This window comes from Streptomyces sp. NBC_01216 (genome assembly GCF_035994945.1).
Classification (GTDB): domain Bacteria; phylum Actinomycetota; class Actinomycetes; order Streptomycetales; family Streptomycetaceae; genus Streptomyces.
This window is the reverse complement of the sequence record NZ_CP108677.1, coordinates 5,094,860-5,117,030: the sequence shown is the minus strand read 5'-3', so window position 1 is coordinate 5,117,030 and position 22,171 is coordinate 5,094,860. Positions and strand designations below refer to the sequence as shown.

General features: G+C 68.8%; 20 protein-coding genes. 16 read left to right on the top strand and 4 right to left on the bottom strand.

Annotation, left to right across the window (positions count from 1 at the left end):
* Window positions 1–39: 39 nt before the first annotated feature.
* Entirely contained in the window at window positions 40–672 is a 633-nt protein-coding gene (locus OG393_RS22820; RefSeq protein WP_327376546.1) for an HAD-IA family hydrolase, read from the bottom strand.
* A gap of 174 nt (window positions 673–846) precedes the next feature.
* Here OG393_RS22820 and OG393_RS22815 point away from each other — a divergent pair, with 174 nt between their 5' ends.
* From OG393_RS22815 to OG393_RS22740, 16 genes are all read left to right on the top strand, one after another.
* Window positions 847–2,067 carry a helix-turn-helix domain-containing protein gene (locus OG393_RS22815; RefSeq protein ID WP_327376545.1) on the top strand — a complete coding sequence of 407 codons (1,221 nt, stop codon included), beginning with the start codon at window positions 847–849 and terminating at the stop codon, window positions 2,065–2,067.
* An 81-nt stretch (window positions 2,068–2,148) separates the two neighbouring features.
* Window positions 2,149–2,394, top strand: a complete 246-nt coding sequence (locus OG393_RS22810) for a hypothetical protein (RefSeq protein ID WP_327376544.1) — start codon at window positions 2,149–2,151, stop codon at window positions 2,392–2,394.
* Complete coding sequence (locus OG393_RS22805) at window positions 2,394–2,585, top strand: hypothetical protein (RefSeq protein WP_327376543.1); 192 nt, start codon at window positions 2,394–2,396, stop codon at window positions 2,583–2,585. The genes OG393_RS22810 and OG393_RS22805 overlap by 1 nt, the downstream gene beginning before the upstream one ends.
* Window positions 2,582–3,046: an ATP-binding protein gene (locus OG393_RS22800; protein WP_327376542.1), complete on the top strand. Its 465-nt coding sequence runs from the start codon at window positions 2,582–2,584 to the stop codon at window positions 3,044–3,046. The genes OG393_RS22805 and OG393_RS22800 overlap by 4 nt, the downstream gene beginning before the upstream one ends.
* On the top strand, window positions 3,046–3,567 hold the full coding sequence (locus OG393_RS22795; RefSeq protein ID WP_327378513.1) for a DUF6415 family natural product biosynthesis protein: 522 nt from the start codon (window positions 3,046–3,048) through the stop codon (window positions 3,565–3,567). The genes OG393_RS22800 and OG393_RS22795 overlap by 1 nt, the downstream gene beginning before the upstream one ends.
* Window positions 3,561–4,025 (top strand): DUF6302 family protein, encoded by a 465-nt coding sequence (locus OG393_RS22790; RefSeq protein WP_327376541.1) that lies wholly within the window; start codon window positions 3,561–3,563, stop codon window positions 4,023–4,025. The genes OG393_RS22795 and OG393_RS22790 overlap by 7 nt, the downstream gene beginning before the upstream one ends.
* 44 nt (window positions 4,026–4,069) lie before the next feature.
* Window positions 4,070–4,270, top strand: a complete 201-nt coding sequence (locus tag OG393_RS22785; RefSeq protein WP_327376540.1) for a DUF5999 family protein — start codon at window positions 4,070–4,072, stop codon at window positions 4,268–4,270.
* Window positions 4,267–4,929 (top strand): hypothetical protein, encoded by a 663-nt coding sequence (locus OG393_RS22780; RefSeq protein ID WP_327376539.1) that lies wholly within the window; start codon window positions 4,267–4,269, stop codon window positions 4,927–4,929. Before OG393_RS22785 ends, OG393_RS22780 begins: the two co-directional genes overlap by 4 nt.
* Before the next feature lie 204 nt (window positions 4,930–5,133).
* The gene (fxlM, locus tag OG393_RS22775) at window positions 5,134–6,372 is read left to right on the top strand and encodes a methyltransferase, FxLD system (RefSeq protein WP_327376538.1); all 1,239 of its coding nucleotides are present in this window, start codon (window positions 5,134–5,136) and stop codon (window positions 6,370–6,372) included.
* A gap of 51 nt (window positions 6,373–6,423) precedes the next feature.
* Complete coding sequence (locus OG393_RS22770) at window positions 6,424–6,627, top strand: FxLD family lanthipeptide (RefSeq protein WP_327376537.1); 204 nt, start codon at window positions 6,424–6,426, stop codon at window positions 6,625–6,627.
* 92 nt (window positions 6,628–6,719) lie between these two features.
* On the top strand, window positions 6,720–9,785 hold the full coding sequence (locus OG393_RS22765) for a lantibiotic dehydratase (protein ID WP_327376536.1): 3,066 nt from the start codon (window positions 6,720–6,722) through the stop codon (window positions 9,783–9,785).
* Window positions 9,782–11,011: a lanthionine synthetase C family protein gene (locus OG393_RS22760; RefSeq protein WP_327376535.1), complete on the top strand. Its 1,230-nt coding sequence runs from the start codon at window positions 9,782–9,784 to the stop codon at window positions 11,009–11,011. The genes OG393_RS22765 and OG393_RS22760 overlap by 4 nt, the downstream gene beginning before the upstream one ends.
* 2 nt (window positions 11,012–11,013) lie before the next feature.
* The gene (locus OG393_RS22755) at window positions 11,014–11,985 is read left to right on the top strand and encodes a thiopeptide-type bacteriocin biosynthesis protein (RefSeq protein ID WP_327376534.1); all 972 of its coding nucleotides are present in this window, start codon (window positions 11,014–11,016) and stop codon (window positions 11,983–11,985) included.
* Between the two features lie 177 nt (window positions 11,986–12,162).
* Window positions 12,163–13,017, top strand: a complete 855-nt coding sequence (locus OG393_RS22750) for an IS5 family transposase (RefSeq protein WP_327376533.1) — start codon at window positions 12,163–12,165, stop codon at window positions 13,015–13,017.
* A complete protein-coding gene (locus OG393_RS22745; RefSeq protein ID WP_327376532.1) occupies window positions 13,014–13,412 on the top strand; it encodes a hypothetical protein in 399 nt (132 codons plus the stop codon). The genes OG393_RS22750 and OG393_RS22745 overlap by 4 nt, the downstream gene beginning before the upstream one ends.
* Window positions 13,413–13,722: 310 nt before the next feature.
* A complete protein-coding gene (locus OG393_RS22740; protein ID WP_327376531.1) occupies window positions 13,723–15,210 on the top strand; it encodes a DUF6883 domain-containing protein in 1,488 nt (495 codons plus the stop codon).
* A gap of 239 nt (window positions 15,211–15,449) precedes the next feature.
* On the opposite strand, the gene OG393_RS22735 is transcribed toward OG393_RS22740, so the two are convergent.
* The 3 genes from OG393_RS22735 to mobF all read right to left on the bottom strand — a co-directional run bounded on the left by OG393_RS22735 (window position 15,450) and on the right by mobF (window position 21,967).
* Window positions 15,450–16,034 carry a ComF family protein gene (locus OG393_RS22735; protein ID WP_327376530.1) on the bottom strand — a complete coding sequence of 195 codons (585 nt, stop codon included), beginning with the start codon at window positions 16,032–16,034 and terminating at the stop codon, window positions 15,450–15,452.
* 167 nt (window positions 16,035–16,201) lie between these two features.
* The gene (locus OG393_RS22730; protein WP_327376529.1) at window positions 16,202–17,161 is read right to left on the bottom strand and encodes a DNA-processing protein DprA; all 960 of its coding nucleotides are present in this window, start codon (window positions 17,159–17,161) and stop codon (window positions 16,202–16,204) included.
* A 360-nt stretch (window positions 17,162–17,521) separates the two neighbouring features.
* Window positions 17,522–21,967 carry a MobF family relaxase gene (gene mobF, locus OG393_RS22725; RefSeq protein ID WP_327376528.1) on the bottom strand — a complete coding sequence of 1,482 codons (4,446 nt, stop codon included), beginning with the start codon at window positions 21,965–21,967 and terminating at the stop codon, window positions 17,522–17,524.
* Window positions 21,968–22,171 lie beyond the last annotated feature (204 nt).

The window sequence follows — 22,171 nt, the reverse complement described above, 5'->3', positions numbered from 1 at the left end:
TGCCGTTCGTTGGCCGGCGTGAAATCCCCGGCAGTTCGTTCAGGCGGGAGCGGGATCGAGGAGAAGCGAGTCGAGGATGGCAGAGGTGGCGGTGGGATCGGTCGTGTGGTGCACAGTGCGGATGCCCAGGGCCTCGGCGGGCGGCAGGTTCTCCGCGTGGTCATCAACGAAGACGCACTCAGGACCGGTCAGGTCCAGGGCGTCAAGAGCGCGCTGATAGATGAGCGGCGACGGCTTCCGTACGCCCTCCAGCTCCGACAAGATCACGGCATCGAAGAAGTCCGTCCACATGCCCTTGTCCTCGTACGGGTTGTAGGGCTCGATCCCGAACGAGTTGCTGAGCATCGCCACCTTGATCCCGGCCGCGCGAGCGCGCTTCGCGGCGGCGACGATCTGAGGCTCCGGGTGGAGGTTGGCCAGAGCGCGCCGCATCAAATCGGTGGAGTCGATACCGAGGATGCCGCCGATGACACGGTTCCAGTCCTCCTGGGTTGCCTCACCGACCTCCAGCGCTGCGTAGATCGCGACGCCGTCGGGATGCTCGTTCAGCGCCGCGAAATACGCGCCTGGAGTCAATCCCTCCGTCCTCTCGAACGCCTGCCCGTTCAGTCGCATCCGAGTGGTGAGCACACCACCGAAGTCGAGGATCAGGCCACGGTATGGGGCTGGCAAAGCGGCCTCCTTGCCGATCTTTCATACGTGTAAGCGGTCCCCCGGCCGCGGGGCGACAGGGGGACCGTTGAGTGCCCTCCCCAGAGGGAGAGACCCCCAGTATCGCCCCTCCCCGAAGCACCTGGGCCTACGCTTGACACGAGTGCCCTGTCCACTACGGCGAACGGTCAACCCATGGTGTATGACGGAGAGTTGTTCAGTATCGGCCAACGGATCAAGTGGTGGCGTGAGCGCCGGGGCTTGTCCCAAAAGATGCTGGGAGACCTAATCGGCAGGTCAGAGAACTGGGTCTACAAGATCGAGAATGACCGGATGCCCCTGGACCGGCTTCCGATCCTGATCGCCCTGAGTAAGCAGTTGCGATGCAGCCTTGAGGACCTGACAGGCGGCTACGTGTCCGGAATCGTTACGGCGGGTACGGAGCACGAGCACGTTCCGCTCATCCGACAGGCCCTGTCGCTCCCTGCGTCCCTCCTTCCGCAACGGATCGGGTCGGTCACCTCCGACGACTTCGAGTCGTCGGTTACGGACGCCTGGAATGTCTACGAGACACAGGCGGATGACCGGTACCGCGACGTCGGCGAGCGGCTGCCCACCCTGCTGCGGCAGGGACACGCCGCTCTGCGCGACGCCTCGCCTGAGCAAGAGGGCACCGTCCTCCGGCAGCTCATCAGCCTCTACGGCCTGCACCAGATCTGGCTTCGCCGCGTCGGTGAACCGACTCTCGCCCGCATCGCGGCTGACCGCGGGCTCTCCCTCGCGGACAACGCGGGTGACCCGGCCCTCCTCGCAGCTGCGGCCTGGAACCTAGCCTGCGTTCTCACTTCCGCTGGTGATGTGGAAGACAGCTACGAACTCGCCCAGCAGACCATCGCCCAGTGCCGGCCGCAGGACGACTCCAACCCGGAGCACTGGTCCGCGTACGGTGCACTGCACCTGCAAGGTGCCGTCGCCGCCGTACGCGCCACAAAGGGCCCGAGGGCATGGGACCTGTACAACGGAGCACAGCAGGCCGTGGAGCGGGTCGGCGCAGACCTCAACCACTGGCACACGTGCTTCGGGCCGACCAACTTCGCCATGCACGAGGTACACCTGAAGGCGGAGGAGGGCGACACCAGCGAAGCACTCCGCGCCGCTGACCACGTCCAAGTCAACGAAGAGGTCCCGCTCGAACGGCGAACCCGATACCTGATCGAGGTAATGAACCTCAACCGCATCCAGAAGGACGACTACGCGACGGTGCACATTCTCGGCAAGCTGCTGAAGCAGTCTCCGGAGGAGATCGTGTTCTCTCCCCTGGTCAGGGAGGCGGTGGCCGACCTGTTGAAGCGCGAGAAGCCATTGTGGCGCGACGACCTGCGCAAGGTGGCCGCGCACATCGGGCTCGCCGCGTAGGCATATGCCAACCCTGAGCGTTACTCAGCCCTGATTTTTTCTCAGGGGTGGGGCCCCGAAGTGGCCCTACGTTTACGCGTCATGACGACTAGTCACGCTCAGACGGATGCCGGCGCGGCGCCCTTACCGCCCGCCAAGCGCCACCTCCGCCTTACTCGTGAGGCCGAGGTCGCGCACACGGAGGCCGGTCGGTTCGCGGTCCCCCTCGACCTGCACGAGGGGGCCGCGGAGCCCGCGACCATTCCGCTGGTCCTGACGGCCGATGAAGCGGTTGCTCTGCACAGCAGGCTCGGTTCCCTCTTCCCGTTCGCGGAAGGGGACAACTGATGACCGCACGAACTCCCGCAGATCGTGAGCGCCGCCGCAACCTCGCGGACGCGTCGATCACACCGTTGCCCGCTCTTGCCGCGCTGCTCCGGCACGTCCCGGGCCAGCAGCGCCGGACGGGCCCGCTCGCCTCCCTCGACGACCGGGCCACCCCGGGAGACGTGGCCTCACAGATCGGGACGGAGCGGTGAACGGCCAGGCGCCGCAGCGCCCGGCCGCAACTACCGGCGGCCTGGTGAAGGAGCGCTTCCCCATCACCAAGCACTCCCCGGGCGAGCGCCCCCCTCCCGAAGACGAGTCCCGCGTCCGCGCCATGAGGCTCGTGACCCGCGAACGTCTCACCTCTAGCGGTCTGACCTGCGTCGCCGACGACGCGACGCTCATTGTCTCTGAGCTGATCACTAACGCCATCGTGCACAGCGGTGGCAGGCAGATCCGGCTCACCCTGGACGTATCCGATGGCGTTCTGAGCATCCGTGTCCACGACGGAGTGCCCGGACCTCGCCCCACTGCTCAGCTCCCCGAGGACGACGACGAGCACGGTCGCGGCTTGGTGCTCGTGCAGGAGATCGCCCGAAGCAGACAAGGCGCGTGGGGGGTCAGCGACAGCGGCGCCACCACGTGGTGCGAGCTGAGTTTGGTGGCGTGCTGATGACGAAGACCGCGTTACGCGACGAGACGACGAGCCCGGAGACCATGCCGGTCCGCGTCAAAGACCCCACCGTCGAGGCAGAACCCTGGACCCCTCCGCTTGGCAGGCTGGGCCTTCACGACCTGCTCAGCGCAGTGCGAAATTGGGAGCCGGTTGACTGGGACGCGGTGTATGACGGCCTGGACATCGTCCTGAACGAGGAAGTCAGCCACCACGCGGCAGGTTCCAGCGGCAGCGGCCGGCCCGGGGCCGCCGGGCCCGGCTACGACGAAGCCGAAGAACTCGCTCAGCGCTTCCGCGGGGCCCTCATGCAGCTTGTGAACCGAGGTCTGCGTGACGACGCCAACAAGCACCCGGACGTTGCCGATCTGATCGAACGAGCACGGACGTTGCGTTCCGAAGAGCTGCCCGGCGACGAGCAGCAGGCCCTGACGTTCCTGCGGAAACTGGGCCGGGTCACCTTGGAGCTCGCGGAGCGCCTGGAAGAAGTCGGCATCGTGAAGGGGCTGGTCGAATGCTGACCACCGCCGCGACGCCGACGCGCCAGCTCACCGTCTCCCTTCGCCCGGCGACGGAAGCGTACGACTACGAGTATTTCGGCAGCCGTCTCGCCGAGCCTGCACTTCTCGCTGACGCCGTAGCAGTCTGTGTCTTTCGGGCACCGCTCCTCGCGGTTCCCGTCGGTGGGCCGCGCCACGGCGGATACATGTCCTTCGACCTGCTGACTCTGGCGACGGCGACGCGCGGTCTCCTCACGGAGCGGCCAGGCTTCCCGGACCTGCGCGTTCGCTGGTCGCCTTACCGCGACACCTGCCACACCGTCGAGTGGGGTGATCCCGCCCCCGAGTGGTGGGAGGACGACGCGGTCTTCGGACGCTTCTACGGCTACAGCGAAGCAGCCATCGCCGCCTTCATGCAGCGGCACCACAAAACTCCCTCTTCGGCCGTGCCCGAACCGTGTTCCCCCACGGCACCGTAGCTCGCCGAAGAGGGCCCAACTTCTCATCCGAGAGGACGAGTACCATGTGTGCGCACAATCCGCCGTGCCCCACGGCTGAGGCTCCCGACAGGGAGGCCGCGCGGCCCCTCGCGCACCGGCCTGAGCAGGGCTGGAGCCTGCTGTGCAACGGAGTGCTTCTCTTCGAGGACACCGGCGAACTCCTCCCCGACGGTCGGATCGTCGCCCCGCACCGGCCCCTCAACATGGCGCGAGCAGCCGCGTGAAGCGGACCAGCGCAGCCCCCCGGCTCGTCCCGTACATCACGTCGCGAGAGGGCGAGTATGGCGGACTGGAGTCGGAACTCACGCTGAGCATCAACGCCTTCGGCTCCGTGCGTCTCGCCTACCAGGAGGAGACCCCCGCTGACCGCGGGCCGCGCGGTGAGCTGTGGGCTCGCTGCTCCCAGTCGCTGAACGCTACCGGGAAGCCGAGGGGCAAGCCGCAGTGGCGCTTGGTCAACCCCGCTCGGCAGCGGGAGACGATGGAGCAGCTTCGGTGCCAGGTCGGCTTCTGCCCGGCCGAGACCGACCGGGGGTACATCTTCCTCGCCGGGACTGTGGAAGACGCGTCTCACCGTGCTGGTGAGCCGGTGAGGACGGCACAGCCGCCGGTGTGTCTGAAGCACCTGCGGCCGGCTGTGGAGCTGTGCCCGCACCTGCGGAAGGGTCACGTCGTCTTCCGCGCGCGGGCGACATCGGTCTGGGGCGTCATCGGCTCTCGGTACCGCCTCACCGCCACCGGCCTGGAGCCGCTTCCTGCCGACGACGACGCGCCCGTGGCGTACGGGCACCCCCAGTTGGGCTGGTTCCTGGCGAGCCAACTCGTACGCGAACTGCGGGACTACGAGGTAGTCAATCTGGACGATCTTGTGCCCGCCGCATAGACGGCCGCCCGGCGGTCCTGAGTGGTACAGACAGGACCGCCGGGCGGCTCACCACCGGCGCAGAGCCTCGCGCGCCGTCCAACACGAATCCGCCAACCTTCGGCGGTCCGACGAGAACGGAGAGCGTTCGCCGATAGCCTCCCCGCCCCCGGCACGCAGTGCTGGCCTACTCACCCCCCGAACACGAACGACCGAAGGAAGTCGATGACGAACACGACCGTCGAGCCCGACGAGGCAAGCCGCCTGCGAAACAAGGTGGTGGACGAGCTGTGCGCGGACGGCAACATCTCCTCCCCGGAGATCGAAGCGGTGATGCGCAAGGTGCCCCGGCACGCGTTCACCCCCGCCGACACGCCGCTGGACAAGGCGTACGAGACGTACGCCGCCGTGATCACCAAGACGGACGAGCACGGCGTTCAGCTCAGCTCCGTCTCGGCGCCACAGATCCAGGCGATGATGCTGGAGCAGGCCGAGGTGAAGCCCGGGATGCGGGTCCTGGAGATCGGCTCGGGCGGGCTGAACGCGGCCTACCTCGCTGAGCTCGTCGGTGAGGACGGTGAAGTCGTCACTGTGGACATCGACCCCGGCGTCACCGACCGCGCGCGCCGCCTCCTCGACGAGCACGGCTACGGCAGGGTGCACGTCGTCACCGCCGACGCCGCCGAGCCCGTCCCGGACCTCGGCGAGGTCGACATCGTGATGGTGACCGCCGGGGCCTGGGACATCTCCCCGGCCTGGACCGCGCAGCTCAAGCAGGGCGGCCGGCTCGTGGTGCCGCTCCGGATGCGCGGCCTGACCCGGTCGGTCGCTTTCACCCAGGTCGAGGGCGAACACGGCCGCTACCTGGAGAGCGAGTCGGCGCGGATCTGCGGCTTCGTCCCGATGCAGGGCTCGACCGCTCACCGGGAAGAACTCCTCCTCGTCAACGGCACCCCGGAGATCGGGCTCAAGTTCGATGACGGCCTGCCGGCCGACCCGCACCGGCTCGACAACGCCGTCACGTTCCCGCGCCACGAGCTGTGGACCGGCGTCACCGTCCGCATCCAGGAACTCATCGACACCCTTCAGATGGCGATGGCAATTAGCCTGCCGGGCTTCTGCACGATGGCCGTCGATGAGAACTCGGACACGGGCCTGGTCGCCCCCGTGAACAAGCGGTTTGCCCTCGCGGCCGTCGAGGACGACACATTCGCCTACCTCGTCACCCGCCGCACCGAGGACAACAAGCACCTGGAGTACGGCGTGCACGCCCTCGGCCCGCACGCGGAGCAGTTCGCCGACGAGATCGCCGGCGTGCTCCGCGACTGGGAGGCCAACCGGCGCGGTGGCCCCAGCCCGGTCATCCGGGTCTATCCGGCCAGCACCCCCGATGACCAGATCCCGGCCGACCGCGTCATCGACAAGGTGCACAGCCGGATCTCGCTCTCCTGGCCCTCGGCATAACACCGGGAGCCAGGTAATCCCGCACCACCCCAACGAGTAGAAGGGCACATCATGACGAGCGCCACTCTCGCCCCGCCCCCCGTCGCGCCCGCGGCGTCAGCGGACCTGGACGACGACTTCGCGCCCCTGGACGTGAGGGTCGTCATCGCCGAGCACTCGTACGGCCACCTCATGTGCACCACGGGCGACGGCTGCGGCACCACCTGTGCGAACGGTGCCTCCGCCTGCGGTTCCTTCACCGAGGACCCGGCCTGATCCAGGCCGATCCCGCACCTGTGGGCCGGGCGAAGCGCTTCGCCCGGCCCACAGGCCCTCTCCCCTCCCGCGCCGCCTCATGGAAGGGCCTCATGGCTTCCCGAGCAGCCGCCGGATACCTATGGCAAGGCGTTGCGATGCTGCGCGCCACCACCAGCCCCGGGCCGGCAGACATCCCCCGTACCCTCGACGTGGACAACGTGGCCGTCACCCGCGGATGGCTCAACCGCATCTGGCAGCGCGAGGACTTCCGCAGCGCGCTGGAGCTCGCCACCCCCGTCCTGTCCGACGCCATCGAGGCAGTCGTCCGGGGCCGGCAGACCGAGCCTCGTCACGTCCGCCGCACCGCGCTGTCGACCGTCGCATACCTCCTGCGGTGGCAACACCGGCCGACCCCGCTCGGCCTGTTCGCCGGCACCGCCCCCGTGTCCGTCGGGCCCCAGGCAAGCGCACGGTGGCGCGACAAGCACCGCGCGATGATCCGGCCGGACGCCGAATGGGTCACCGACATGGTGCTCCGCCTCCAGCGCACCCCCGCGTTGCTGAAGCGGTTACCGCTCGTCGCCAACAACGCCGCCCGCGCCCGCGGTGACCGGCTCGTGGCGCCAGGGCCGCCCTCCGACGGCCACGCCGTCCTCCTGGCCCCGGTCGAGATATCCGTCCGCAACGCCCGGCCGGTGACCGCAGCCATGGACGCGGCCCGCGCCCCCATCCCCTACGGCGACCTCCACAGCCGCCTGCACGACCGCTTCCCGCAGGCCACGCCGGAGAAGATCGACACCCTTCTCACCAGCCTGGTCGAGCAGCAGTTCCTCATCACCAGCCTGTGGGCGCCCATGACCACCGTGGACGCCTTCCAGCACCTGTGCCGCGAACTGGAGGCGCACCAAGCGGACAACGTCCCCGAGGTGCGAGACCTGGTCCACTCGCTGTACGCCCTGCGCGACGAGGTGTCCGCCCACCAGCCGACGCTCTCCGACACCAGCGTGAGCGCCGTCGCCGCGCGAATGCGCGACCTCACCACCGTCACCCCGACACCGCTGCTCATTGACACCGCCCTCGACTGCGAGACCCAGCTCCCGCAGGCCGTGATCGCGGAAGCGCAAGCAGCCGTGTCAGCCCTCTACCGGACCACCCCGCAGCCCTACGGCTACCAGCACTGGCGTGACTACCACCGCCGCTTCCGGGCCCGGTACGGCGTCGGCGCCCTGGTGCCCGTGATGGACCTGGTCGCCGACAGCGGCCTCGGCCTGCCCGCCGGATACGTCGGCTCCGAACGCGGCGCCGCCCTGAAGGTGCGCACCGACCGCGACGAACTGCTACTCGCCCTGGTACAGCAAGTCCTCCTGGACGGCGGCCGTGAGCTGCGGCTAACGGACGACATAGTCGACCGCTTGGAGAAGTCCGCCGGGATAGACGAGCGGCTGTTCGTGCCCCGGGTGGAGACCGCCTTCGAGGTCCACTCACCCAGCACCCGGGCACTGTCCAGCGGCACCTTCGACCTCCTGCTCACCGCGGTCCCCCGCCCCGGCAGCAGCATGGCGGGCCGGTTCGCTCACGTCCTGCCGCCTGAGCAGCAGGACGCGCTCGCCGCAACGTACGACGGGGCGCCGGACGGCCTCACGGCGCAGCTCGTGTTCCCGCCGCGCCGCCACCGCAACGAGAACGTCACCCGCACGCCGCGGCTGCTGCCACACGTCATCGAGCTGTCCGGCCACCAGGAGACGGACGAGGCGACGATCCCGCTCGCCGACATCGCCGTCACCGCAGACCCGCGCACTTTCCGCCTCGTGCAGCTCTCCACCGGCCGGCGCATCGACGTGCGGGTCCTGCACGCCCTGGAGGGCGGGACGCAGACCCCGCCACTGGCCCGGTTCCTAGCCGAAGTGGCCAACGGGCGGTTCGCCGCCTACAAGCCGTTCGACTTCGGCGCCGGCTCCCGGCTCCCGTTCCTCCCCCGGGTGCGCTACCGCCGCACCATCCTCACGCAGGCCCGATGGCTGCTGATGGCAGACGACCTGCCCGGCCGCAAAGCAGCGACCGAGGAGTGGGAGGACGCCTTCACCGCTTGGCGGGACCGGCTACGGGTCCCGATGCAGGTCGCCGTCATCGACTACGACCAGCGTCTCCCCCTCGACCTGTCCCACCCGGTTCACCGCCGGGTCCTGCGCGCGCACCTCGACAACGCCCGGCGCCTGGAGCTGCGCGAAGTGCCAGACGCAGACGCCCACGGCTGGATCGGGCGGGCACACGAGATCTGGCTCTCCCTGGGCCGGTTGGAGTCGGACGCCGCCGATGTGCCCCGGCCGCGCCCAGCCACGGTGCTGGCCCCCGGGCGGCGCCTTCCGGGCGCGGGTGACGTCCTGCTCGCGCAGCTCCACGCCCACCCGCGCCGTTACGACGAGATCCTGAGCCGCCACCTGCCCAGCCTCCTCGCCGCGTTCGGCGACACCCCGCCGGTCTGGTGGTTCACCCGGCACCGGGTGATGGCCCGCCCGGACGCCGACCAGCACCTCGACCTCACGCTGCACCTGCCGCCGGACGCATACGGGGCCGCCGCCCAGCACGTCCGTAGGTGGGCGGACAGCCTGCACGGGGCTGGCCTGGCGGCCGGGCTCGTCCTGGCTCCCTACCAGCCGCAGACCGGGCGCTTCGGCGGCGCGGAGGCCATGGACGCCGCGCACCAGGTGTTCGCAGCGGACTCCGCCGCCGCCCTCGCGCAGATCCAGCTCACCGAGCGCACCGACGCGCTCGCCCCGCAGGCCCTCGCCGCGGCCAGCGCCCTGCACCTCGTCACCCCCCTGGCGCCGGACACCGCGGCGGCCGAGGAGTGGTTGGTGCGCACCCTCCCGCAGGGCACGGGGCGGTTGGACCGGGCTCTGCGTACCCAGGTGCTCGAACTCGCCGCGCCGAACGGCGCCTCCGTGCTCGCAGCCCTCCCCGGCGGCCCTGCGGTCGCCGAAGCCTGGCGGGCCCGCGCCGTCGCCGTGGACTCCTACCGGACGGCCTTGACCAGTCAGCGTGATCCGCTCGACGTCGTCCGGTCGTTGCTGCACCAGCACCACGTCCGGGCCCTGGGCGTCGACCCGCGCGCCGAGGAGACCACGATCCGGCTCGTACGGACCGCCGCCGTTCAGCACCGGATGGCGGCCCGATGACCACGCCGGCCGTCACCACTGCGGCGATCCTGGAGCAGTACACCGCCCGGCTCGCACAACCCGCTCCTCTGCCCCGGGACAAGCCTTGGGCGGTGCAGTCCCTCGCCGACGGCGCCGCCGGAATCAGCCTGCTGCACGTCGAGATGTCCAGTCGTCACGGCGGCTCCTGGCGTCCCGCACACCGGTGGATCACCGCCGCTGCGGCTGGGCAAATCAGCGCGGCCGACACCGTGGGGCTGTTCTTCGGCGCCCCCGCCCTCGGCTTCGTCCTCACCACCGTCCCGCCGTCCTTCCAGCACCTGTACGAACCGGCGAGGCGGACCCTGCACCAGCACATCATTGATCTGACCCACCGCCGCGTGGACGCCGCGCTCACCCGCATCCGCAAGGGCGACCTGCCCACGTTCGCCGAGTACGACCTGTTCTACGGCCTGACCGGCATCGGGGCGTACTTCCTGCGGACCGACCCCGAAGGGCTGTCCCTGGAACGAGTCCTGAAATACCTCGTTGCCCTGACCCGCCCTCTCGCCCCCGACGGCCGCGGCCTGCCGGGCTGGTGGGTCCGCCACGACCCGGCCCGCGGTGAGTCCGCCCACTTCCCGGGCGGCCACGGCAACTTCGGTGCCGCGCACGGCATCACCGGCCCGCTCCTCCTGCTGGCCCAGGCCATGCGCCGCGGCATCACCGTAAGCGGCCACCGCGAAGCCATCTGGAACATCTGCGAACACCTCGACGCGTGGTGCCAGCTCAATCCCTCCGGTCCCTGGTGGCCCGAGCACATCTCGCGGAGCGACCTCGACCTCGGGCGCCCGCACCACGACGCTCCAAGCCGGCCGAGCTGGTGCTACGGCACCACGGGCATCGCACGAGCCGGGCAACTCGCCGGGCTCGCCCTGCGCGCCCCCGATGTCCAGGCGTTCTACGAGGACGCGCTGTACTGCGCCCTGACCGACCCCGAACAGCTCGCGCACGTCACCGACTCCGGCCTGTGCCACGGCTGGGCAGGTATCTACCAGACCGCCACCCGCGCCGCCGCCGATGCCCTCGACCCTCGTCTTCGGACCCTCCCGAAGAGCCTCGGCGACTCCCTCGCGGCGAACGCCCAGCCCGGCCTTCCCGGGCTCGGCCTGATCAACGGTGACGCTGGCACCGCGCTCGCCCTGACCACCCACGCCTCACAGCAGGCCCCGATCACCGGATGGGACGCATGTCTCTTGATCAACTGATCTTGACGGAGCCGAGCCCGATCCAGCGCGCGGTCGCCGCTGCCCTCACCGGCATGTCGATCCCCGATGTCGCAGCCCAGTACGGGATGGAACCGGCGATCCTCTCCGACGCTGTGGCGGTCTACGACCAAGGCGGCCGGGAGGCCCTGGCTCGACACGCCTCCGCAGTCGACTGGTGGCAGGTGTACCTCCACTTCACCGACTGGACGAAAGCCGACGAGACCTTCACCGCACACGTCCTGCCTCTACTACGGGAGGCGGAGACCGCCGGTCTCATCGGCGGCTGGTGGTACACCAGAAAGCACCCCTGCTGGCGTCTGCGCATCCGCGTCCAGCCCGCGGGCGGCGCCAAGCTGGGCATCGGGGACCACTTCGACCGCCTCGTCTCCGACGGGAACCTTCAGCGCTGGTGGCCCGGCATCTACGAACCGGAGACTCCGGCGTTCGGCGGGGAGTCCAGCATGACGGCCGCGCACTCCCTGTTCGTCACCGACAGCCACGAGATCCAGAAGTTGCGACAGCACGGCGGTCTCACCGTTGGGCCCAGGGAGCTGTCCGTTCTCCTGTGCACGATCATGATGCGTGCGGCGCGGCTAGAGTGGTACGAGCAAGGCGATGTTTGGGACCGGGTCATCACGACGGAACACCGCTCAGCCATCGGCGATGTTCCGGCGGAACGACTCAACGCCCGAGCGCAGGAGATCCGTCCCCTGCTTCTCGCCGACAGCGACACCCTGCTGCGCTCCGGCGGCCCGCTGGAACCCATCGCCGAGTGGGCTGCCGCCTTCCGCAGCACCGGCCAAGCACTCGCCCGCGGCGTACAGGACGGGACGCTCGATCGCGGGCTGCGTCAGGTGCTCAGCTACCACGTGATCTTCCATTGGAACCGGCTCGGCCTGTCCATGCGCGGGCAGAGCATCCTGGCTTGGGCGGCCAGGGCAGCCATCCTGCACGGGGAGAGATCAGGGTCATGACGACGCTCATCATCGGCGCAGTGGCTCTCCGGGAACGGAATTGATCAGGCAGGCGAGAGCTGATGGTGCTCTCTGAGTGGACGTTAAGTCCGATCTTCCTCGGTTCGTGATCGCTCGATCGTGGTACTGATCGCCACAGTGGACATCCGTTGGGCATGTCCATGCTGAGATGCGGCCATGGAGAGAAAGCCGTACCCCAGCGACTTGTCGGACGAGCAGTGGGCGTTGATCCAGCCGATGATCACGGCCTGGAAGCAGGACCGGGTGGCACGGTCGGCGACCGGCGATCCCGGGGCCTGCGACCTGCGGGAAGTCGTGAACGCGATCTTCTACCAGAACCGGACGGGCTGCCAGTGGCGCTACCTGCCCCACGACCTGCCGACCTGGTCGGCGGTGTTCTACTACTTCACCCTGTGGCGACAGGACGGTCTCGACCAGCGGATCCAGGAGATCCTGCGCTGCCAGGTGAGGGAGAGAGCCCGGCGATTAGAGGACCCGTCCCTCGTGATCATCGACACCCAGTCCGTCCGCGCCGCGGCGGGTGTCCCGAAGACCACGACGGGACTGGACGCGCACAAGAAGGTGTCGGGCCGCAAGCGGGGCCTGGCCGTGGATGTAATGGGGCTGGTCATCGGCGTCGTCGTGCTCGCCGCCTCCGCCCACGACAACACCGCCGGGACCGCCCTGCTCGACCAGGCCGCCGAGCGGTGCGGAAACCGCCTGGCGAAGGCCCTGGTGGACCAGGGTTTCAAGGACGAGGTCCTCATCCACGGCGCCCTGGCCGGCATCGACGTCGAGATCGTCCGCCGCAACCGGGCCGATCAGGGCAAAGGCTTCGTTCCGCAACCGAAGAGGTGGATCGTGGAGCAGGTCAACGGCACGCTGATGCTGCACCGCCGCCTCGCCCGTGAGTACGACCACCGGCCCGACACCTCCGCCTCGCGCGTCTACTGGGCCTCGATCGCGAACATGACCCGCCGCCTCACCACACCGTCTCCGGCCTGGCGCGACACCCTCGGGCTGGCCGCGTGAACGTCACCGAGCTCCTGGCCGACCTCCAGGCCCAGCACGACGAGACCACCGCCCGGGCCGTTGGACTACGCGACCAGATCCAGCGCTTGACCGCCGCCCTGGCCGAGACCGAAGCACGGCTCGCGGACCTGGCCACCACCGCCAAGGTCATCGCCGAACTCGCACCGGCTGGAGGCGAGCCCGATCCGCCCGAGACGAACACCGCCTACCAGGCCATCGTGAACGTCTTCAACCAGCACCCCGACCAGGTCTTCCGAGCCCGTGAGCTGCACGAACTCCTCGCCATGCCCACCGACGAGGCAGCCGTCAACATCACCCGCAGCCGCCTCGGACGCCTCACCCGCCAAGGCTTCCTCACCCAACCCGGACGAGGCCGCTACCAGAAACGGACTTAACGCCCTCTGAAAGCGGCCACCCCCTGCTCTGGGTAACCCCAGACCTGCTCAGTGGCTCTCCCCATCCCTCCGGCACCTGACCTGCGGACGGGCACTACAAGGAAGGGGCCGCCTGGATTGGCCCCGCCGCGACGTCTTCGTCTTGCCCGGCGAGGAACAAGCGGATGTGGTCACTCTCGGCCGTTGCGTCGTGGTCGTCTCTGGGGCGGGCTCCCTGAACCGCGCTGATCGGCTGCCGGATTGCTCGATCCGTACCTGGTCTATGTCACAGGTGTGGTCGGCGCTCCGACCGTCGCGAATACTGGCGGGCATGACTGAAGCATCCGCAGCGGCGATCTCTCACCAGGCACCCATCGCCATCTTTGTCAGCGCGGACGATTTTGTTGTGTCGCGTGAGTTCGAGTACGGCCCGCAGATCAAGCGGGCGATTCTCTCTGCCATCCTCACCGTCGATGAGCCCCGGCGATGCCAGTTCCAGACGTACTGGGGCTCGCTCCTGTTGCCGAGCTTCCGCTGGGAGAGTTCCTCGTCCGACGGCAAGCTGGCGCTGGCGCGCGATCCGCTTCTCCTGTGGTCTGCAGCTTCCACTCTGTGCCGGGGTAGCGAAGGCCGCTGGAGCACGCTGGGTGCCCACGCGCCGTGGCTTCTCGGGACATCGAATGTCTACGTTGGTGTGATCTCGCGGCTGCCGAGCGAGCTGCGGGCACCGCTGGACGACCAGCTGCGGGCATTTAGCTGGTACCTCGGTGCGATCGAGGTTGGCCCGAACGACCCCCTCCACCAAGAGGTGTTCTCCCCGCTTCCCGAGTGGAGGTACTCGCGGGGGCGCGTGGATCACCCGGGTGGGGAGGGCATCTCGGCGGAGGAACTCTTCGCGGGGCTGGCGGTGGATGGCATCGGCCTGGGAGAACGTCCGATCGCTGAGCACCACTGCCAGATTCCGTGGACCCCCGCCACGCTTCCGTCCGAGGCTCCGGTGACGCTAGGAGCCCTCGCCTCTTCTGGGGGCAGGACCTACCAGGAGTCGATCGCGGCGCTCGTTCATGAGTACCAGGAAGCCGAACGTCGCCTGTCCTTCACGGTAGGCCGTCAGCAGCCCCTGGTGGACGACCTGCGCAGCAAGTTGCATGACTACGCCCTGAACCTTGCCCATCCCGATGGCGGCTCGAAGGCGAGGTTCTTCCAACAAGAGTTGGGAATCGAGCAGAGCAACTGGAGACTCCTCGCGATCCAGCTGATCTCGGCCCTGCATGGTGCCGAGCCGAAGAAATTCAGGGACAACCGAGCGTATGGAGACACACAGCAGCTCCGGTTCGAGATCAGTGCTCCGGTTGTCGGTCTAAACGGCCAGACCAAGCAGGTCACGGCTGCGTGGAAGATCGAGGACGATGCTCCTGTCCAACTTGTCACGCTGTACCCCGGGAGGAAGATCCCCGGCGCCGTTGACTCGCCAGCGATCGTTCCTGGCGACTGGGCCGGCCTCTACGAGATCGCGCTGAAGGTCGCGGACCGGGCCAGGCAGGAATGCCGACCTACGCCGATGGCGCTGGAGGGCCCTGGGGGAGTCGAGGTCATTGCTGCGGGGCTGGCGGGCTTCGCGTGGGTCTGTTTCCCCGACGCTCGTACCGCGTTTGTTCAGTGGCTCCTGCGTGCAGGGCACGCCTCAAAGAGCCAGCCCGGAGCGCGAATCAGCGCTCCGGGCCAGGACCTTGAGCCGGCGGCAGCGTGGGCCGAGGCTATGGCCAGCGTCTTCCAGGCGGCGGACCAATCCTGCTCCGTCGAACAAGAGGTGGACTGACCCTCCGTTCCTCGGTGTGCAGCCAGCCGGGGAAGGCGTGGCTCGTAGCCCAGTCCTCGTCATGGCCGTCCACACCGCCGAACGCCTCGACCTCACCGCGGATTGCATCCAGGCATCCGTACGCCCCGCCACCCGGGCCAAGGCGTCTTCCTGACACGTCTCGGAGCAGGCGACGTCGGCGGCGCCTCAAAACGACAGCGGCCCTGCACCCGGATGGGGTGCAGGGCCGCCGCTGACGGTCAGTACCGCCAGGGAACCCGGGCGAGGACCAGACCCCGGACCTCGGCCGCTCCAGAGGCCAGCAGCCGATAGGCCAGGTAGTTCAGTTGGAGCCCGGTGGTGCACACATCGTCAATCAGGAGGATCTTCTTGCCCTTGAAGTCGACAGCAGGACTCCGCTGGATTGCCATGACGTGCTCCCACGCCGCTTCCTCCTTGGCAGTGAAGCCCTTGTCCTTGGACGTGACGGTCGCCTTCGTCTTGAGCAGCACTGGCTTCTCGGGATGCGGAAGGGGCCACCAGCCAAGCGCGTCCGCCACGTACGCAGCAGCCATGATCGTCTCGATGTGCTGCAACGGCTGCCGCTCGGCGTGGGTCGGGTTGCCGATGATGAGGTCGATGTCGGACACGATACTCTCGTGGGTCTCCATCCAGCCGACGAGGAGACGCCCGAAAATCCCTCCCCACGGCTCGTGACCAGCGACCTCCTTGAACCGTCGCAGCGTGGAGCTGAACGGGTCGGTGTACTGGGCGACCGCGTCGATCCGGGTGATGCTCCGCTTCCAGCGAGCCCGGCCCTGCTGCCAGCCGCACAGACTGTTCACGCAGGGCACGTTGGGCTTGAGGACCTGGGAGCATACCGGACAGTGATCGTCAGGGATCGGCTTGAGAGTCTTACCGGCGCAGTCCCCGCAGATCCGTGGGGTGCCGTTGACGCGGTAGGGGCAGCGGGCGCAGTGGGGGAATCCGAGTGGCTGGGGAAGTTCGTCGGTCACAGGCCCGCCAGAGCGAGCTGGATACGCTGCTGGCTTGCCTTCCGGACGCGCTCGGGACTCCCGAGGCGTTTAATCACATCGTTCAGCTCGGCGACCTCTACGGCCCGGCCGTCGGCGATCATCTTCGCCGCCCACGGCTGGGTCGCCGCCAGCGAGCGGAGCAGGAACACCTGCTTGCCGTGCTCGGCCGCGATCCGGGCCTGCATCTTCGCGCCGGAGGTGCTGGACGCCTCGATGACCACGCTGCCCATGCTGGCGCCCGAGGTGACGACGTTGCGGCGTGGGAACGTCCAGCGGGCGGGCGGGCTCGTCGGCCAGAACTGGGACAGGATCGCCCCTCCGTCTTCCACGATCTTCTCCGCCAGCGGCTTGTTCTCCGCCGGGTAGACGCGTGCCGCAATACCCGTGCCCATCACGGCAAGGGTGCGCCCGCCAGCCTCCAGCGTCGCCTTGTGCGCAGCGGTGTCGATGCCCTTCGCCAGACCACTGAAGATCACCACACCGTGCTCGACCAGGCCCCGCGTCATACGGGCCGCCCGGCGCAGACCCTCCTCAGAGGCCCCCCGGGTTCCGACCACCGCGATCGAGCGGGCATCACGCTGCTCCAGTTCCCCGAGGTAGAACAGGAACGGGGGAAGGTTCGGCACCAGCCGCAGGTTCGCCGGATATTCCTCATCGAGGACGGTGACCAGCCGGGCCCCAGCCTTCTCGGCCGCCGCCAGCTCGGACGCCACGCGTTCACGCGATTTGTCCTGGGCTTCGAGGCCGCCCCGCAGGACGGGCAGGGACTTGCGGGCAGCGACGGAGTCCTCGGGGATCTCCCCGGCCTGGAGAGCTTCCAGCCCCGCCTGCGACTGGCAGGTACGGGCGATCACGTGCCAGTCCACGGTCGCGCCATCATGGTGCAGCGCGCATAGGGTCAGCAGGTTCTCCTGCTGTGTCGAGACGTCATTCATGAGGGATTCCTTCTACTCGTGGCCCAGTGCTGTTCGAAGGAGTGGTATTCACGGGCCGTCTCCATCATTGCGTACGGCTCATTGGCGCGCTGCAGCCGGGGCCAAAGTCACCCGACTGCGACGCCATCGGCGCCATTGCGTGAGATACGGGACCGGCTCACAGGACACCTCTGGGCGCATCCGGCCGAGGGCCTCACCGTGCCGGCTGCGCCGTCATTTCTACGGCGAACCGTGGTCCGTCTACTACGTCGCGGCCCGAGCGCCCCTCCACCTGCCGCTCGGGTCACGAGATCACGCTGCGGTACCGCTCTCGCGTCGGGTTCATACCTGGCATGAGCCCTAGGCAGTCTCAGGCGCCCTCTACACGGGCGGCGCGTCGTGAGCGCTGTCCGGCAGTGCAGGCTGCGTGTGGTCCATCGCAGTTCGGCTGGCGTACGAGGAATCGGGGCTCGGAGATGTGGGCGCCACGGACTCACCGACGTCGACGTGCTGACCCCCGCGCCGGTGTCGCAAACTCGTCTCCTTCTGAAGACCGGACACGCGGTGGTCCGCGCCACGAGCAGTGCTGCGAGCCTTGATGGCCTCGGCCCGAAGCTGCTTGGCGGCCCCGTTGTCCTTGTCCTTGGCCCGCCGAAGCAGTGCGGCCTTCTCCTGCGGCGACATGTCCGCTTCCGTCAGCACAGCTTCGTGTTCACCGACGGGTCCGGCCTGCCCAGCAACATCCTGGAGCCGCGTACGCATCTGCTCCAGCTCCTGCCCTGTCTCCTCACGGGTACGAAGCAGTGCCTCCCGGTCCGCCTCGACCGCAGCACGCTCGTCACCGCGGAGCGCGGAGCGCCCGAAACGGCCCGTCGCGGCCAGCTGCCGTTCGAGACCTTCGATCCGGGCCTGCGTGCCGCTCAGTCGGGCGGTGCGTTCAGCGATCGTGCTGTCCAGCGCTCGGACTTCGCAGATGGCCACGGCCCGTTCGGCAACGGCCTCATGACGGCGTTGGAGTGCGAGCGAGTTGGGGCCTGATCCGGCAGCAGCCTCCCGCTCGGCACGATCGGCGGCGGCCTCCGCCTTCCCGGCCGCCGTGTTGGTGGCGCGCGCTGCCGACGCCGCCTTTCGCACAGCGTCGCGCAAGGCTGAATTACTGAGGTGGGCATACGGACGTTCAGCCGTCGGCGCGGCTTCAGGAGGAGCGGTCAACTCCTCGTGCCGCCCAGCCGTGGCCGGGGTGGATCGGACCTCGGGCGCTGCGGCTTCTTCGGGGGTGTTCGCGTCGTGCGGTTCACCGGCACCGGGGGCGCGCGGGATCGGCAGATCCGCTACGGCCTGGCGGACGTGGGCGGGGACCGCGCTCTTCGGGAGTTCGGTGAGGATCATGCGTTCCTCGGTGCCGTTCTCGATCTCGCGCACGAGGCCGGCGACGGCGCGGTCAAGCTGTTCCTGCTCGGTGAGTGCGTCGCCGTGGCGGGCACGGTCGGCGTCGGTCTCGTAGACGGAGAGCGGCAGGAAGAGGTGGGACTCCTTCTTGTCCCGCGACATCATCGTGTAGAGCGCATTCGCCTGGGCGCCGGGTCCGTAGACCAGAGCCTCTTGGACGCTGAGACCCTGCGACTTGTGGCCGGTGATCGCGTATCCGAGGCTGAGTCCGCCCTGTGCGATGTAGTCGGCATCGACCCATTCGGCGACGTCACGGTGGCCGTCCGCGGTCTTCTCTCGCCACTCGACCAGCACCCGGCGTTCCTCGTCCACGGCCCGCACGATTCCGCGGAGGCCGTTCAACACGTCCTGGTTGTTGCCTCGGGACTTCTTGCCCCGGTAGTCGTTGATCCGAAGGAGGACCTGGTCACCGACGGACAGAGTCAGTTCGCCGCCACCGGGCAGCGCGTAGGCGTGCTCGGGACCGGTGAGGTCGCCGTTCTCCTTCCGCAGGGCGCGGGCCCCGACGTTCAGTTCCTCCACGATCTCGTTGGTCGCGGCGAGCATGAGGAGCTGATGCACGGCGGTGTGGTCGTCGGTGTGCGCGGCGCGCTTGTCGGCCCAGATCGTGAGCATCGCGGCGAGGGCGGCGTCCTTGTCCGCGAGGGCGTGCACGCGGCCGGTTCCGGCGAAGGTACGGAGTGCTTCCACGCGGTTGTCGTCGCGCCACAGTTCCAGGGCACGGCGCTCGACCATGTCCTTCTGCCGGAAGTTCTCGTTGAGGCTGAGTCCGCTGACGATGTGGTGCACGGCGGCGAAGCTGCCGCCGATGCCGGGCGAGTGGAGCTGCTTCGGGTCGCCGATGCCGACGACCTTCGTACCGGTCATCGCGGCGTGGGTAAGGAGTTCAGCGATGTCGCGGTCATCGCACATGGCGGCTTCGTCCACGACCAACACGTCCACGCCGGTGAGGCCGGGGCCACCGGCACGGATGCCGGTGAGCCACGACGCAAGGGTGCGGGACTCGATGCCCGCCTCAGCCTTCAGGTTCGCGGCGGCGACGGCGGCTGTACTCGCGCCGGCGATGACGAGACCATGGGCCTCCCACGCCTGCCTCGCGGTGTCCATGATCGTGGTCTTGCCCGAACCCGCGATGCCCACCACGGCGTCGATTCCGTGCCCGGCGGTAAGCAGCCGTTCGAGGACGGCACGCTGTTCGTCGGAGAACGCGAAGGTCCCACCATGCTGGGCCTCGACGGTGGACAAGGTCATGTCGACGGTGTCGCTGGTGACGACGGCGGCCTGCGTGCCGAGCCGGTTCGTTGCCTCGGAAACGATCAGAGCTTCCGCCGCGACGACATCCGCCGTGGTGTAACGGTCGGCGTGGGTGAAGTGCTGGGCACCCTTCGGGTTCAGCTGCACCGCGTACCCGGCGTGCCGGAGGACAGAGTTGGTGAGCTGTTCGGCTTCAGCGGCGTCCGCGACGCCGTACGGCAGGGCGTCCAACACGGCGGAAATGGCGGCGGCGTGGGTGAACTCCTTGGAGTGGCTGGTCAGGCCGGTCTTCGGGTCGAAGACCTGGGCGCACAGCTCGTCCAGAGACGGGTTCTGGTCCGCTCGGTCCTGCTCCATCGCGCTGGCTGCGATGGCGTCGGGGTCGTCACCGGCAGCGCGGCCTTCGGCCTGCCAGTAGGCGCGCAGCACGTCGTCCTCGACTCCGGCGGCTTCGCCGTTCTTCGCGGCCTTGGAGGCGGTGGAGGCGGCGGTGCGCTCGCGGGTCGTGGCGCTGTCGTAGTCAATGCCGAGTTTCGTCAGCAGGTCCCGGACCTGGCTGTCGCGCTTGCTGAAGAGCTTGATGGTGGACTCGGGGATCGCTGCGATCTCCCACGCGCCGGTCCGCTCCTCGCGGCGGAAGCTGATGCCGAATGTGTCGGTCAGCTCCCTGCGGATGCGCGCGTTCATAAGGGACTGGGTCGCGCGGGTGTGCCGGTGGAGGTCTCGGCCCCCGCTGGCCATCGTGGACCACTTGCCGTCGGAACCCTTGACCATGTTGGCCAGGGTGAAGTGCAGGTGGAAGTGCGGGTCTCCATACGGTGCGCCGTCCACCGGGCGGGCGGCACGGTGGACCATCATCCAGCCGGAGAACCCACTCGTCTTCACGGTCTCGGCTTCGTCGCCGTCGCCGTGGTGGCCACGCATGGCGTACGCGGTCCACCGTTCCAGGGCACCGATGGACTCGCGGCCGGCGGCTGTGTAGATGCCTTCGACCTGGGCGGCGATCTCCTCGGGCGCGTAGGCGAGGAACGCGGACTTCGACTTCGCCAGGTCCAAGGTGACGTCGGCGCCGAAGTTGCCGACCTGCACGCGGCCTTCGAGGAGAGCGGCCTTGATCTCCTCGGCGTCCCACACGTCCTCGGGCGAGAGTCCTGCCGCCTTGGCCATCGCGACGGCTTCGCGGACGTCCATCGGCAGGTCCCGAAGGCGCCGTGCACCTTGGCCCTCGGTCTGGGCGTATCGGCGCTTCATGGACGCGGCGTCAAACAGGTCGGCGGGCTCCTGGCCGATCTCGGTGGCGCGGGCCTCGACTGCGCGAAGGAGCGCACGGGCGTCCAGGTGGCCGCCCGCCTCGGCGGCGACAGCCTTCTCCACCACGCCTTCACCGTAGAGGTCGACGGCGTCGATGCCGACGGCGTCGGCGAGCTTCAGCACCGTGGCGACGGGCACGCGGTGCGACTCCCCGAACCGCTGGATCTGGTTCTCCATCCGGCGGTAAGCGTCCTGCTTGCGCTTGGAGTCCAGCAGGGAGGCGGGGGTCACGCTGCGTTCGGCGGCGGCGCGTCGGATGGCGCGGGCCAGCGGGGCGGCTGGGAGCTTGGCGGCCGGCGCGATGGCCAGCTTGGGTTCCACGAGGGTCTGCCCGGTCCGGGGGTCTTCCCCGTGCATGAGGCGCCGTGCCGCCTGGAACTGCTCGGGGGCGAGGACGCTGCCGGGCGTGATGTCGAACTCGGTGAGCCCTCCCCCGATCCAGACCAGGGGGCGTTCGCTGGCGTCCAGGTGGTAGTCCACCTGTCCGTCGACGGGCCGTGGGGGAAGAGCCCGTTCGCCATAGAGGTCGCGGGCGTCGAGTCCGGCTGCGGCGGCGACCTCGACGGCGTCGAACCCGGTGAACCGCGCGGTGCCCTTGCTGCGGACGAGCCCGCGGGCGCGGAAGAAGGCGCGCTTGGCCTCGCGGTTGGCGAACAGGGAGGCGACGGGGGCACCGGCCGCTTCGGCCTTGGCCTCGATGGCGGCGACGAGGGTGGCGGCGTCGACCGTCGTGGACTTCCCGCATCCGTGGCCGCCGGTAAGGCGGTATTCAACCTGCTCGTCGGAGGGGCCGATCATGGTCACCCATCCCATCGGCCCGCTCACCCCCCGCTCTCATCCGGCCAGTTTCGGTCGTCTTGGCTGATTGTATCGTCACGAAGTGACGATACCTTGGTCCTCTCAATTCAAGATCATGATCAACGACGGGGAACCTCGGTCACTCGTGTCCGGTACTGGTGTCGTCTGCCATCGGGACGTCAGCGGAGTCTGCCACTGGATGTCAGTGGTTCTGCCATG